The organism is Antarcticibacterium flavum, assembly GCF_006159205.1.
In the GTDB taxonomy this organism is placed as follows: domain Bacteria; phylum Bacteroidota; class Bacteroidia; order Flavobacteriales; family Flavobacteriaceae; genus Gillisia; species Gillisia flava.
This window is the reverse complement of sequence record NZ_CP040812.1, coordinates 1,828,705-1,842,374: the sequence shown is the minus strand read 5'-3', so window position 1 is coordinate 1,842,374 and position 13,670 is coordinate 1,828,705. Positions and strand designations below refer to the sequence as shown.

At 42.3% G+C, this 13,670-nt stretch carries 12 protein-coding genes; 1 reads left to right on the top strand and 11 read right to left on the bottom strand.

Annotated elements, in window-relative coordinates; translation table 11 throughout:
- The 5 genes from FHG64_RS07650 to surE are packed head-to-tail and all read right to left on the bottom strand — an operon-like array spanning nucleotide 1 to nucleotide 4,835.
- Nucleotides 1-2,040, bottom strand: coding sequence for a ComEC/Rec2 family competence protein (locus FHG64_RS07650; RefSeq protein WP_139065848.1), 2,040 nt, complete (start codon nucleotides 2,038-2,040; stop codon nucleotides 1-3).
- A gap of 44 nt (nucleotides 2,041-2,084) precedes the next feature.
- Nucleotides 2,085-2,654, bottom strand: coding sequence for a C40 family peptidase (locus FHG64_RS07645; RefSeq protein ID WP_246054336.1), 570 nt, complete (start codon nucleotides 2,652-2,654; stop codon nucleotides 2,085-2,087).
- A gap of 7 nt (nucleotides 2,655-2,661) precedes the next feature.
- The gene (gene lpxB, locus FHG64_RS07640; RefSeq protein ID WP_139065847.1) at nucleotides 2,662-3,777 is read right to left on the bottom strand and encodes a lipid-A-disaccharide synthase; all 1,116 of its coding nucleotides are present in this window, start codon (nucleotides 3,775-3,777) and stop codon (nucleotides 2,662-2,664) included.
- 1 nt (nucleotide 3,778) lies between these two features.
- The gene (locus tag FHG64_RS07635) at nucleotides 3,779-4,060 is read right to left on the bottom strand and encodes a hypothetical protein (RefSeq protein ID WP_139065846.1); all 282 of its coding nucleotides are present in this window, start codon (nucleotides 4,058-4,060) and stop codon (nucleotides 3,779-3,781) included.
- Nucleotides 4,047-4,835 (bottom strand): 5'/3'-nucleotidase SurE, encoded by a 789-nt coding sequence (surE, locus tag FHG64_RS07630; RefSeq protein WP_139065845.1) that lies wholly within the window; start codon nucleotides 4,833-4,835, stop codon nucleotides 4,047-4,049. The genes FHG64_RS07635 and surE overlap by 14 nt, the downstream gene beginning before the upstream one ends.
- A gap of 146 nt (nucleotides 4,836-4,981) precedes the next feature.
- Here surE and FHG64_RS07625 point away from each other — a divergent pair, with 146 nt between their 5' ends.
- Entirely contained in the window at nucleotides 4,982-7,207 is a 2,226-nt protein-coding gene (locus FHG64_RS07625; RefSeq protein ID WP_139067924.1) for a carboxy terminal-processing peptidase, read from the top strand.
- Between the two features lie 681 nt (nucleotides 7,208-7,888).
- On the opposite strand, the gene FHG64_RS07620 is transcribed toward FHG64_RS07625, so the two are convergent.
- From FHG64_RS07620 to FHG64_RS07595, 6 genes are read right to left on the bottom strand one after another with little or no spacing between them, the layout of a single operon-like run.
- On the bottom strand, nucleotides 7,889-8,137 hold the full coding sequence (locus FHG64_RS07620; RefSeq protein WP_139065844.1) for a hypothetical protein: 249 nt from the start codon (nucleotides 8,135-8,137) through the stop codon (nucleotides 7,889-7,891).
- Nucleotides 8,138-8,160: 23 nt separating this feature from the next.
- Nucleotides 8,161-9,411 (bottom strand): rod shape-determining protein RodA, encoded by a 1,251-nt coding sequence (gene rodA / locus FHG64_RS07615; RefSeq protein WP_139065843.1) that lies wholly within the window; start codon nucleotides 9,409-9,411, stop codon nucleotides 8,161-8,163.
- The gene (gene mrdA / locus FHG64_RS07610; protein WP_139065842.1) at nucleotides 9,411-11,279 is read right to left on the bottom strand and encodes a penicillin-binding protein 2; all 1,869 of its coding nucleotides are present in this window, start codon (nucleotides 11,277-11,279) and stop codon (nucleotides 9,411-9,413) included. Before mrdA ends, rodA begins: the two co-directional genes overlap by 1 nt.
- Nucleotides 11,276-11,782, bottom strand: a complete 507-nt coding sequence (locus FHG64_RS07605; RefSeq protein WP_139065841.1) for a rod shape-determining protein MreD — start codon at nucleotides 11,780-11,782, stop codon at nucleotides 11,276-11,278. The genes mrdA and FHG64_RS07605 overlap by 4 nt, the downstream gene beginning before the upstream one ends.
- The gene (gene mreC / locus FHG64_RS07600; protein WP_139065840.1) at nucleotides 11,775-12,596 is read right to left on the bottom strand and encodes a rod shape-determining protein MreC; all 822 of its coding nucleotides are present in this window, start codon (nucleotides 12,594-12,596) and stop codon (nucleotides 11,775-11,777) included. Before mreC ends, FHG64_RS07605 begins: the two co-directional genes overlap by 8 nt.
- Nucleotides 12,597-12,611: 15 nt before the next feature.
- Nucleotides 12,612-13,640, bottom strand: a complete 1,029-nt coding sequence (locus FHG64_RS07595; protein ID WP_139065839.1) for a rod shape-determining protein — start codon at nucleotides 13,638-13,640, stop codon at nucleotides 12,612-12,614.
- Nucleotides 13,641-13,670 lie beyond the last annotated feature (30 nt).

The following is a 13,670-nucleotide window of genomic DNA, read 5'->3' as shown; positions in this document are numbered from 1 at the left end:
TTAATGATCTTCCTTTTGGAAGGCGAATACAAAAGCTCCTTTTTCCCCAGTAGCGTGAAAAGGGAGTTTTGCTTTTTTAGCAGTTTCTTTCCATCTTTTTACTGCTGAAGGATAGTTGCTCCCATCAGCAATGATCAATGCCGGCTGTAGCTCGTTGATAGCCCTCTCGAGATTGATACGCGGGGATTGGGAAAGAAGTAACACATTTGGTGTAAGCCCGTCGAGTTGATAGATCCCACTGCTGTCAATTCTCAAGAGCCTTTTATTTTCGATTTCATAGATATTGCGTATGGACACTTCTGTAGTTTTATTTATATCCTTTTCTGTAATATAATCCCTGACGAAGCTGTAGGAGAGGGCAGCATCCGGCATATCATGAAATAACAGCAGCTTCCGGTCGCTTTTAAAGCCAATTGCCGAGTTGCGGCTTTTGTGAAAAATAATGGTTTCCCGGTGATTGACCTGGTGTTTTTCAATAAGGAAAACCACCTGGAGCAGGGCGATGCTAACGAGGAAATATATGATCCTGGGATAATTTATCTTTTTGAGGAGCAGGATAAAACCGGCGACCAGCAGGTAAGAAACAAGACACAGCAGCAGGGAAAAACTGATGTTCTCAAAAATAAAATCCTCCCGTGCTGCAATGAATGCCACCACTTCGTTAAGGACACTTATCATCCACCCAAAGGCCCTGGCAAGAAGTTCCGGAAGCCAGCCGGCCGCTGCAAGCAACAGCACCAGGATCCCGGCGCCGAGAATAATTCCCAGGAATGGCAGGATTAGTAAATTGGTAAGGAAGAATAATCCCGGGAACTGATGAAAGTAAAACAGGCTTAAAGGTAATACTCCTATTTGGGCAGCAACAGTGACAGTGAGGATTCCCCAGAAATATTTTATGAGCCGGTTTTCTCCCTTGTAAAGAGCAAAAAGCTGTGGCTGTATAAGTACAATACTAAAAACAGCTGCATAACTTAACTGAAATCCCACCTGCGAAATATAACCGGGATTTATAAGCAGCAAGACCAGCAGGGAGATAAAAAGAGTATTCAGCACACTGGTCCTTCGATTGAGTTGCATTCCAATAGCTACAAAAGAGAACATACTCACAGCTCTAACGATAGAGGGGGAGAGGCCGGCCAGGAGGGCGAAGCTCCAGAGGAGCACGAGTAATAAAATAGCTTTTAAAACCTTTCCTTTTGGAAGCCGGTCCAGGGGTTGCAGCAGCCGGTTCAATAATAGCAGTATAATACCCACATGCAGGCCCGAGACGGCCAGGATATGTATCACTCCCGCAGCAGCATAATTGCTGTAGATCTCCTGGGAGATCTCCTGTCGCTGTCCCAGCAGCAGGGCCTGGATGATCGCAAGTTCATCCTGTTCAAATTTATATTTCTTAATGTTTCCAATTATTCCATCTCGTAAATTGCCCGCAATATTTCTTAACCCCGGCTCTTGTATTCCAGATTGTATTACCGCCTCCGGCTGCACATTGATTTGCCGAAGTACCCCCAGACCTTCCATATAATCTGAGTAATTGAATTGGTAAGGATTCAGCGGAGTGTTGAGCTTTGTGACCATGCCTGCAATATGGATGATCTGGCCCGGCCTTAGGGAGCCCGTGGTACTGTCCCGTGCGACATTCAGCAGGAGTTTTCCTTTGGCGGGATTTTTACTAATCTGCCTTGTTTTGATAATATATTTATCCTGGAAAAAACCCGGTTTCAGGATTTCGTGAACTTCAGCAGTGATTGGTAGGACTTCCTCTTCAGCAATATAGTGTATATAGTGATTGGGATTGTTAGCAGGTTTATGAAGTGTAGCTGCTGTAGTTCCAATGAGAACGAATAAAGCAAGGCTCGAAATTCCGAATAAAAGATCTGGAAGGAAAAGCCGTCGGGCACGGTAGTAATTAAAAATAAACAATAAAAGTCCCAACAGGAGAAATACAGCCACATCCACAATTTTAAATGTGAAGAAGTTTCCCAGCAGGATGCCTGCCAGGACACAAAGGCTAAGTTTTATGATGGTAAAATTCAGCAAGCCGGTTTTGTTGATCTTTCAGCTAATCAATTTACCGAAAAATCTTAAATCACCCGCCGTGCCATCACAAAATGATCAAACCAGTAATTTTCTGAAAGAGAAGAGATGATCACTCCGCGGGAAGAGGAGGAGTGTATGAAAAAGATGTGTCCCGGTTGTATCTCCACTACCAGGCCTACATGATTGATCACCTTCCGGTTCTTGTCTGTCTCAAAGAAGAGCAGGTCGCCTATATTCACATCCTCCAGGGAGAGCCTGTCTCCCAGTTTGGCCATGTCTTTAGAGGAACGTGGCAGGGCGATCTCTTCCTGCAGGAAGGAGGTATATACCAGGCCGGAGCAATCCATGCCATCTTCAGTCGTGCCCCCATATTTATATCTTGTTCCCTCAAAATTGCGGGCATAGGAGGTTATATTGTAAACCCTGTTATCTTCCGGCACCTCTTCTGGCGCGGCGGTTTTGATATCTACCTGTGGTTGTGCTACCCGGGTAATTTTTTTAGAAGGAGTTTCAGGCACATTTTCAGCAGCCATTCGTGCTTTTGAAGTTCCGCAGGAGGTGAGGAATAAGGCAAATAATATCATTCCTGCAATTCTAAAAAAGATGTGTGTCATAAAAACATTATTTATTAAGGTCTTCGAAAATGAGTCTGGCGGTCTTTTCACTTGCCCCGGTACCACCGAGTTTTTGCTCTAACTCATAATACTCCTTAAATATTGCCTCCCTGTGATCTTTTTCAAGGATCTTTTTTAGTTCCCTTTTCAGGTTCTTCTTGTTAAGATCGGACTGGATTAATTCCCTGACTACCTCCCTTTCCATAATAAGGTTGACCAGGGAAATATAATCCAGCTTTACAATTCGTTTTGCAATTTGATAGGAAATTGTGCTGCCCTTATAACAAACCACTTCAGGAACCTTGAAAAGCGCCGTTTCCAATGTAGCAGTGCCAGATGTTACGAGCGCTGCCGTGGCCAGGGTGAGTACATCATAGGTCCTGTTCATCACCAAATTAACGTTCTTCTTCTTGATATACGGACTGTAGAAGTCTGCATCCTGGCTGGGTGCACCTGCTATGACAAACTGGTAATCCCGAAAATCATCTGTGATGCTAAGCATGATCTCCAGCATCTTTGAGATTTCCTGTTTTCGGCTTCCCGGAAGCAGGGCAATGATGGGACGCGAATCCAGGTTGTGTTCTTTTCTGAAGGTTTCTTCATCCCCAAGCTCATATTGGCTTATGGCATCAATGAGCGGATGGCCCACAAAATGTACAGGGAAATTATGCTTCTCCTCGTAGAATTGCTTTTCAAACGGCAAAATAACATACATCTTGTCTATATCCCGTTTAATAGCTGTGATCCTGTTCTCTTTCCAGGCCCATATTTGAGGAGAGATATAAAAATGTGTTGGGATCTTTTCCTCCTTTGCCCATTTCGCGATCCTTAAATTGAAGCCGGGATAATCGATGAAAATAAGGGCATTGGGTTCATAGTCCTTAATATCTTCCTTGCAAAAGGCGATGTTCTTTAAGATCGTGCGCAAATTGAAAATTACTTCTACAAACCCCATAAACGCAAGCTCACGATAATGTTTTACCTGGGTCCCGCCCACTGCCTGCATAAGGTCTCCTCCCCAAAATCTAAATTCAGCTTTTGGATCTGTCTTCTTAAGGGCTTTCATAAGATTTGCAGCGTGAAGGTCTCCTGAAGCTTCACCGGCTATGATATAATATTTCATTTTAGAGGAATTTATAAATTACCAGCACTACCGCGGTTGTAACCATTGCCAACATAACCCCGCGAGCATGATATATAAGGTTCTTTTTCAGAAATAAAAAGAAAGGCAGGAAATTAAGCGCTGCTCCCAGGACGATGATCTTTCCCAGGTAATCATTTTGGATGGCATCCCGTATGGTCTCCTCCAGCTCCATTTGGGAGAAAAGTAAAATATATACTAACATCCCGCTTATAGTAGCCGCAAGCCCGGTTAAGAATCCAACAAGGATATTAATTTTTATCATTGAGGTTCCAGCTGTTTAGATCCTGAATAAAATGATGGGCGGTAAGGTCAAATTGTACGGGAACTACAGATACGTATCCGTTGGTCAGTGCCCATTCATCTGTATCCTCCCCCTTATCTTCATTAACAAATTTTCCCGTGAGCCAGTAATAATCCCGCCCCTGCGGATTCGTCCTTTTGTCAAATTCCTCTACCCAATAGGCTTTTGCCTGCCTGCAAATTTTAATTCCCTTAATTTCCTTTTCAGGAAGTTTTGGAAGGTTCACATTGAGAACCACTCCCTTTGGCAATCCATTCTTAAGCACATTTTGGGTGATGGCCTTTACGAATTTTTTGGTAGGCTCAAAATCTGCAGTCAGGGAATAGTCCGTAAGCGAAAAGCCTATGGCCGGGATGCCTTCTATTCCTGCTTCCACAGCTGCGCTCATGGTGCCCGAGTAGATCACGTTTATAGAGGAATTGGAGCCGTGGTTTATACCGCTCACACAAAGATCTGGTTTGCGGTGCAGGATCTCCTGGGTTGCAATTTTAACACAATCTGCCGGTGTGCCGGAACATTGATACTCCTTATGGTTGAATTTTTCTTTAATGGTGACCGGGTCACAATAGAGGGTGTCGCTCAATGTGATCGCATGTCCCATTGCACTTTGGGGACTGTCTGGCGCCACAACAATTACTTCTCCCAGTTCCTTCATTACCTCAATAAGGGCACGTATTCCCGGGGCAGTGATCCCATCATCATTGGTGACCAGAATGAGCGGTTTTTTTTTCGGCATAAAAGCTTTTTTAAGAGTTGCTAAAATAGTAATTTCCAAAGGAAAGCTTATCTTAGGCGTTTAACAATTTATTGCGCTGCTTTATACTATTGGCATAGTTTTTTATGTTATATATTGAATACTTAATGATGAAACTTACACGGCTTATGAAAAGGAATTATAAAATTTTGATTGTAGTGCTACTTATGGCAGTAGCCTCCTGCAGTTTTACTACCAAAACTTCCAATGATCCAAACAAAGATAAACTTCTTCTGGACCTCATTACCTATGTACTTGATCGCGGCCATTTTGACGCGAAGGATATAGATGATGATTTCTCCAGGGAAGTATATAAGGATTATCTAGGGGGCATTGACCCTCTTAAAAGATTTTTTTATAAAGAAGATATTGAGGAATTTGCCGCTTATGAAGATAGGATCGATGATCTTATTAAGGATAAGGACTTAAGTTTCTTTGACCTTACTCACGAGAGGTTACAACAAAGAATGAAAGAGGTACGCGAGATCTACAAAGAGATCCTGGCAGAGCCTTTTGACTTTACTGAAGAAGAAGAGATCAATACCAACTATGACGAAATTGAATATGTTTCCAGCCGCGAGGAACTAAAGGAACGTTGGAGAAAACAACTTAAGTTCACAACCCTTAGCACCTTTTACGATAAAAAACAGGAGCAGGAAGGTGTGAAAGATGAAGACCTTGAAGATTACACCTATGAGGATCATGACGGGACCCTGGAAAATCCTGTAAAGGAGCCTGGAAAGATAGCTGCAACAGATGAAGACGGTGAGCCACGTGAAAAAAAGACCGATGCTGAACTGGAAAAGGAAGCAAGGGAAGTTACCCTTACTTCTATGGATGAGTATTTTGATTTTACTGAGGAATTAGAGCGCAAAGATTACTTCTCTGTCTATGTGAACGCCATTGTTGAGGAGTTTGATCCACATACCTTTTATTTTGCGCCACAGGATAAAGACAGATTCGATATAGCAATGTCTGGTAAGCTTGAGGGAATAGGAGCCAGGTTGCAAAAGAAGAGTGACAATATTACAATTATGGAGGTGATCTCCGGTGGTCCTGCCTGGATGAGTGACCAGCTAAGTGAAGGGGATGTTATCCTTAAAGTGAAGCAGGAAGATGAAGAGAATCCCGTTAGTATAGTGGGAATGAGACTGGATGATGCCGTGAACCTTATCAAAGGACCAAAGGATTCAAAGGTTACACTTACTGTTAGAAAGAAAGTGCTTGGAAATATTGAGGACGTTACGATTACACGCGATGTGGTGGAATTGGAAGAGACCTATGCAAAATCTGCAAAGGTGAATAAAGACGGAAGGGTCTTTGGATTGATAAATCTTCCAAAGTTCTATTTTGATATGGAAAACTACAGCGCACGTAACGCAGCAGGTGATGTTAAGCAGGAGATCATTAGATTGAAAGAAGAAGGAATGGAAGGCCTTGTGCTTGACCTTAGAAATAACGGAGGAGGATCCTTAAAGACCGTTGTGGATATTGCCGGACTTTTCATTGAAAAAGGTCCTATTGTACAGGTGAAATCCAAAATGGAAGGACAGGAAGTCCTTGAAGATAAAGATCCGAGTATACTTTGGGATGGTCCTTTAGTGATCCTGGTTAACGAACTATCAGCCTCTGCATCTGAGATCCTTGCGGCAGCGATGCAGGATTATAAGCGTGCAATCATAATTGGAAGCAAGCAAACTTATGGAAAGGGAACTGTCCAAAACGTGATAGACCTTAACCAAACTGTACGAAGCAATGAGTATGGGGATCTGGGAGCACTTAAACTTACTACACAGAAGTTTTACCGTGTGAATGGTGGTTCAACTCAATTGGAAGGTGTGAAAAGTGATGTGGTTGTTCCAGACAGGTACAGCTATATAGATATAGGGGAGAAAGATTATGAGAACCCATTGCCCTGGGACCAAATAAAACCGGCCAAGTATAAGATCTGGGATGGTTATATAGATTATGATGATGTGATCGAAAAGAGCAAGGAGAGAATGGCTGCGAGTGAGCAACTAAATCTTATTTCTGAAAATGCAAAATGGGTAAAGACACAAAGAGATGAAGAGATCTACCCATTGAAATACGAGGCTTACCATAAGCAGAGAGCGAGTACCAAAGAAGAAGCAAAAAGGTTCAATGAAATTTCCAAGTATTCTTCAAATCTCACGTATGAATCGCTTCCTTATGAAGTTGCGCAGGCTGAAAAGGATAGTGTTCTAAAAGAGAAAAGGGTAAGATGGCATAAATCCCTGAGCAGCGATGTGTATGTTGAGGAAGCAATCAATGTTCTTGGCGACATACAGGTAAATAACATTAAGAAATCCAAACTGGCCGATATAAGGAAATAACGGTTAGGATATTTATAAGCTAAACACCCCTAAAGATTTTACTTCTGGGGTGTTTTATTTTTGATGAGTTGGTTTGATTTAGGGAAAAATAATATCAACTGAGGTCATTAGACAAAAGGTTTTTGTCCCCTGCAATGTCCAGCTCTAATTAAAAAAAAGCTAATTTTTAGGCTGCGAATGATCCGTTAATGGAAAGGCAAAATGGTCTCAGCCCAGAGGGGGCAGCCTTTCAATAGCACGGCGTACAACCTGCCATACAGATATAAAATTTGGTAAAAGCCCCAGAGGGGCGATATATTTTTAGATGTGTGGGAAACATCATTTAATAGAATATGATTATAAGCCCCAGCGGGGCGAAATATTTATAGATTTGCGCGAAACATCATTTAATAGAATATGATTAGAAGCCCCAGCGGGGCGACATATTTATAGATTTGTGCAAAAAATCATTTATTAGAATATGATTAAAAGCCCCAGCGGCGACCTATTTATAGATTTGTGCAAAAAATCATTTAATAGAATATGATTAGAAGCCCCGGCGGTGCAACATATTTGTAGATTTGTGCAAAAAATCATTTAATAGAATATGATTAGAAGCCCCAGCGGGGCGGCATATTTATAGATCGTTTGCAACCCATATTATAAAATGAATCAAAATTAAAAGCCCTGAAAGGGCGAAATCTAATAGCGATGGGTGCAGCCCATCGGCCAAAAAGAATTATGATGTTTTAGCCCTGAAGGGGCGAAATAAGAAGCAGGTATTTCAATTGCACAAAAATAAACGTCCCCGTAATAATAAAAAGTTCCGGAATCTTCAACAAGTTGCTTTACAGGAAATTCTTCAGCAATAAAAAATATAAGATGAAAAGAAAATATATCTATCCCGCCATTATCCTTCTGGTCGCAGCCATTCTGATCCTGGCTGAACAATGTTCTGGTTAACGGGAGGTACACTACCAGTATGACATTCTTTCCGCATCCAGTTTTATAAAAATAAAGAGCAGGAGGGTGAAGCCCCATAGGCCCGAACCTCCATAGCTGAAGAAAGGTAACGGGATTCCCACTGTAGGGAAGATGCCAATCACCATCCCAATGTTAACCATAAAATGGAAGAAGATGATCCCGGTGATGCTGTATCCATAAACCCTGTTGAAGACAGATCGCTGCCTTTCAGATAAATAAAGCAATCTTATCATAAGCAGGATAAACAGCGTGATTACTACAGAAGTTCCAAAGAAGCCCCATTCCTCACCTACGGTGCTAAAGATATAATCTGTATGTTGTTCAGGGACAAATTGTCCTTTGGTTTGTGTGCCCTCTGTCCAGCCTTTGCCAAACCAGCCGCCGCTGCCAATAGCGATCTCACTTTGGTTAGTGTTGTACCCAATTCCCTTCCTGTCCACCTCCTGGCCAAGGACTATATTAAACCTGTCCCTGTGATGCTGTTTCATCACATTCTCAAATACATAAGTTACAGAGAGGGAAAAGCCAATTGCCATGGCTGTGAAGAAAAGATACTTTATAATGCTTGGCCTTCTTCGGCGGTTATAAAGAAAAATCAATATAGCTACTATCACAATCCCCACTATATTCACTACGGATCCAAAAACAAGGGTGGTAACGAATAAAAGAGCGGCAAAAAAGCCAAGTAAAATATAAGCTATATGCAAGCCTTCACGGTATAAAGGAAACACGAAAGCGAAATATACCAGGGCGCTACCGGGATCGGGCTGGAGAAAAATGAGAAAGATTGGTAGTGCAATGATGACAAACGCCGTTAGCTGGTGCTTTATAAGCTTAAAATTTGTTTGAATACCACTGGCATATTTCGCAATTGCCAGGGCCGTAGCAACCTTTACAAACTCTGCCGGCTGTAAGCTTACTCCTCCTATTACATACCAGGCAGTTTGTCCCGCAATTGTGCGCCCGAAGACAAATAGGCCTGCCAGGGAAAGAAGTGCAAAAATATAGATCACGCTGGAAAACCGTTGATAAAACCTGGAATCTATGGCGAGGGTGACCACGATAAGAAGAAAGCTCAAAATGATCCAGACGGCCTGCTTCCCGTATACTTCGTTAAAATCAAAGATGGAGGAGGGATTATCTCCCAGGGAGGCAGAGTAGATATTTACCCAGCCAAAAAGCACCAGTAAAAGGTATAGCAGGATGGTTATCCAGTCAAAAGCAACTCCGGGTTTGGACATTATTGGTTAATTCTAAAGGATTCCCCGCTGTACGGTTTCATGTATTCATCTTCCAGGCTGTGAGTAAGGATCCATTTTTCCATGTCTGTACGGGTGATGGTTCCCTTCAGGTATTTCTCGATCATAAGACCTGCGATCCTCCCGGCATAGCGTCCTCCCCAATAACCATTTTCCACAAAAACTGCCATGGCAATTTTGGGATCATCAACCGGGGCAAAGGCTATAAAGATAGAATGGTCTGTTAGCTGCACCCTTTTGCCTCCAATCCTGGTAAAATTCTCTGCCGTACCTGTTTTTCCTGCAATCTCTATATCTGGAATACGCAGGGTAGAGGCTGTCCCACTTTTATAAACCTGGTGCATCCCTTCTATCACAGGCTCAAAGTGCCGGGGTTCTATGGTGGTGAATTTCTTCTCAGTAAAAGCCTCGTCTTTAATAGGCTTTCCTTCAATTTTCTTTAAGATATGCGGGGTGTAATACCAGCCCTTGTTTGCAATTGCAGCAGTCATATTCGCCAGCTGTATAGGGGTCATCAAGACTTCTCCCTGTCCAATAGCATTAGATAGGGTTGCTGTTGAGAACCATTTATAGGTTGGATATTGGTAGATCTTATTATAATAATCGGCAGTTGGGATCTTGCCAGGACGTCCCGTAGAGAGGTCGCTTCCCAGGTAATCCCCGAGGCCAAAACTTGCCAGGTGGTTAGCCCAGGTGTCCACGCCTTCCTGGGGAGTAGGATATTTTTCTATTGTTCTTCTATAGACATTTGCGAAATAGGCATTACAGGATTGTGCAATTCCCGGCACCATATTCAGGGGGCTGCTATGTGGGTGACATCCCATTTTTCTACCCCGGCCATAAAAATAGCCGCCGCTGCAGTGAAATCTATCCTCTGTGGTTACCACTCCTTCCTGTAGCCCAATAAGCGCATTTATTGTTTTAAATGGAGAACCGGGTGGGTATTCTGCCAGTAGTCCCCGATCATACAGGGGCCGGGCGATGGAGTCATAATAGAGTTCAGAGAAATTGGGCGACCTTTTACGGCCAACCAACTTTGCGGGGTCGTAACTTGGAGCAGTTATAAGCGCAAGTATCTCCCCTGTGGCAGGTTCAAGTGCTACAATGCCTCCCCATTTATTTTCCATTAATTTCTCGCCGTATGCCTGTAGTTCAGAATCAATAGTTATAGTAAGGTCTTTGCCTTTTTTGGGCAGGGTGTCAAAGATCCCATCTTTAAAGGCGCCTATATCACGGTTAAACCTGTCTTTTTGAATATATTTTACTCCCTTGACCCCACGCAGCAATTCCTCGTAATATCCTTCTATACCTTGTTTTCCAATAAGATCTCCAGAAATGTAGTATGGATTATCTTCAATGATCTTTCTGTTAACCTCTGTAATATATCCTAAAACATTGGCAGCATTTTCTATTTGATAATCACGCTGTGATCGTTTTTGAATATAGAATCCGGGATAGTTACGCATTTTTTCCTGGAAATAAGCGTATTCAGATTTTGATAACTGCGGGACGATTATAGAGGGTAAGCGGGGTGAATAGATCTTTGCCTTATCAAGTTTTTGAGCAAGTTGTTCCGGGGTGATATTAAGGATGCTGCAAAACTCGGCAGTATCAAATGCCTTTACATTTCGAGGAATTGCCATAACATCATAGGAAGGCTGATTTGAAACAAGCAGGTTGCCGTTCCTGTCAAAGATATAACCGCGCTGCGGGTAATCATAAACTACTTTGACAGCATTGTCTTCAGATAATCTTACAAAAGAATCATCCAGTACCTGCAGGTAGAAAAGCCGGGCCAGGAATACGATCCCGGTGGTAAGAATAATGATGTATAGCAGCAATCTTCTCATCGGCGTTTTGGTTTAAATAAGGTTAAGCTGATAAGGATCAATATAATGGTAAATATACCCGAAAAGAAGGTTTTTTTCAATATTAAAAATAAATGTGAAAAGTCAAACATTTCCAGGGTAAATAATACCAAATGATGTACAAATACCAGGAGTGTAATATAACTTATACGGGCCCCATAAGGGGTGTTGGAAAGCTTTACCGTTTGGTAATCATAACTCACTCCAAAGGAAAACCGTAAAAATACTGGCCTTATATATGCCGCAAATAAACTTGCTGCAGCATGTATCCCGCCACTATCCTCGAAGGCATCAATAGTTATACCCAAAAGGAATGCCAGGAATAAAAACAGGGATTGGGAAGTGTTAAAGGGGTAGAGCACCAGGAACAGCAAGTATAGATATGGATTGACATATCCCAAAAAATTAATATTATTAAGCAGGAGCACCTGCAATAATACAAGGAAAATAAAGCGCAGGCTGTTTATGAGTATCGTGTTATTCATTGGCGGTCTCCAGGGCTTTTATCTCTTCCTTATCTTCATTTTCAATAATGTAGACGTGGCCAATATTGGTCATATCGTTGAACAGGCGAATGTTTAAGGTATAGTAACTTTCATTTTGGTCCAGGGAAAATTCCTCAACCTCACCAATTGGAATACCTTGTGGAAAAATAAGTGACCTTCCCCCTGTGACAATGGTATCTCCTACCTGCACTGGTGCCAGGCGCGGCACATCTATAAGTTGTACCAGGTTAGGATCCTTACCATTCCAAACCAGGGATCCAAAATGAAAACTTTTTTTAAGCTGGGCATTTATCCTGGAATTGGAATTGAGGATTGAAATGGCGCGGGAATATTTTTGAGTCACATGATCTATTATCCCCACGATCCCCTGGCTGGTGATTACCCCGTATTCCTTTTGGATGCCAGAGTTTGCTCCCCTGTCCAGGGTAATATAATTATCTACCTTGGAATAATTATTATTTATTACCCTTGCTGTACGAAAGGTATAAATACCTTCTACAAGGCTGGAATCGGTAATTGTCTCCAGAGCTGTTGTGTCTTTCACATTCGCAAGCAGGCTTCGCAGCTGTTTGTTTTCCTCAAGAAGTCGTTTGTTATAATCTTCCAGGTGAAAATAATTCTGAATATTTGCTGCACGGCCATAAATACCGCCCGTTATCGCGTTGGCAGAACTTATGAACTTGCTTTTATGGAATGAATGTGACTGTATAGTTAGGAACAGGGAAAGGCTGAGCAGCAACAGGAATAAAATGTTATTCTTATTGCGGATAAGAAAATTAAATATCTGCTGCATACGTGTGCTCTCCTACTACTTTATCAAGATTCCCTTATAACGGCTAAGATTTTTTAGACATATTCCCGTACCTCTTACCACTGCTCTAAGAGGGTCCTCAGCGATGTAAACCGGAAGATCTGTTTTTAAGGAAAGGCGTTTATCAAGGCCGCGTAGCATAGAACCACCACCTGCAAGATAGATACCGGTATTGTAAATATCGGCAGCAAGCTCGGGCGGGGTTTGAGAAAGGGTTTCCATAACCGCATCTTCAATCCTTAATATGGATTTATCCAGGGCTTTGGCAATTTCCCTGTAGGAGATTTGCACCTGTTTAGGTTTCCCTGTTAAAAGGTCACGGCCCTGTACGCTCATTTCATCTGGCGGCACTTCAAGATCTTCTGTGGCAGCACCAATCTGGATTTTTATTTTCTCTGCAGTACGTTCCCCAACATAAAGGTTGTGCTGGGTACGCATATAATAAACTATATCATTGGTGAAAACATCACCGGCGATCTTGATCGATTTGTCACAAACGATCCCTCCCAGAGCGATCACCGCAATCTCTGTGGTACCACCACCTATATCCACGATCATATTTCCTTTTGGCTGCATGATATCAACTCCAATACCTATAGCGGCGGCCATAGGTTCGTGGATAAGATATACTTCCTTACCATTCACTCTTTCTGCACTTTCCTTTACAGCCCTCATCTCTACTTCTGTAATTCCCGAAGGAATACAAATTACCATTCTTAAGGCAGGTGCAAACATTTTTTTCTTAAGGGCCGGTATTTCCTTGATGAACATAGTGAGCATTTTCTCACTTGCATCAAAATCGGCAATTACGCCATCCTTAAGTGGTCGAATTGTTTTGATATTCTCATGGGTTTTCCCCTGCATCATCGCAGCTTCTTTTCCCACCGCGGTTATTTTTCCCGTAGTGCGGTCCCGGGCGACTATGGAAGGGCTGTCCACAACTACTTTATCGTTATGGATTATAAGTGTATTTGCCGTTCCTAAGTCAATTGCTATTTCTTCAATGAGAAAATCAAAAAATCCCATAGTATGTATGTTGAGGTTAGGTAAATGTAG

Excerpts from the sequence above, each read along its gene's own strand:
- mrdA (WP_139065842.1), bottom strand. The coding sequence starts at position 11,279 with ATGAGAAGATTGCTGCTATACATCATTATTCTTACCACCGGGATCGTA.
- FHG64_RS07605 (WP_139065841.1), bottom strand. The coding sequence starts at position 11,782 with ATGAATAACACGATACTCATAAACAGCCTGCGCTTTATTTTCCTTGTA.
- FHG64_RS07625 (WP_139067924.1), top strand. The coding sequence starts at position 4,982 with ATGAAAAGGAATTATAAAATTTTGATTGTAGTGCTACTTATGGCAGTA.
- surE (WP_139065845.1), bottom strand. The coding sequence starts at position 4,835 with ATGCCGAAAAAAAAACCGCTCATTCTGGTCACCAATGATGATGGGATC.
- rodA (WP_139065843.1), bottom strand. The coding sequence starts at position 9,411 with ATGTCCAAACCCGGAGTTGCTTTTGACTGGATAACCATCCTGCTATAC.
- mreC (WP_139065840.1), bottom strand. The coding sequence starts at position 12,596 with ATGCAGCAGATATTTAATTTTCTTATCCGCAATAAGAATAACATTTTA.
- FHG64_RS07645 (WP_246054336.1), bottom strand. The coding sequence starts at position 2,654 with ATGACACACATCTTTTTTAGAATTGCAGGAATGATATTATTTGCCTTA.
- FHG64_RS07635 (WP_139065846.1), bottom strand. The coding sequence starts at position 4,060 with ATGATAAAAATTAATATCCTTGTTGGATTCTTAACCGGGCTTGCGGCT.
- lpxB (WP_139065847.1), bottom strand. The coding sequence starts at position 3,777 with ATGAAATATTATATCATAGCCGGTGAAGCTTCAGGAGACCTTCACGCT.
- FHG64_RS07595 (WP_139065839.1), bottom strand. The coding sequence starts at position 13,640 with ATGGGATTTTTTGATTTTCTCATTGAAGAAATAGCAATTGACTTAGGA.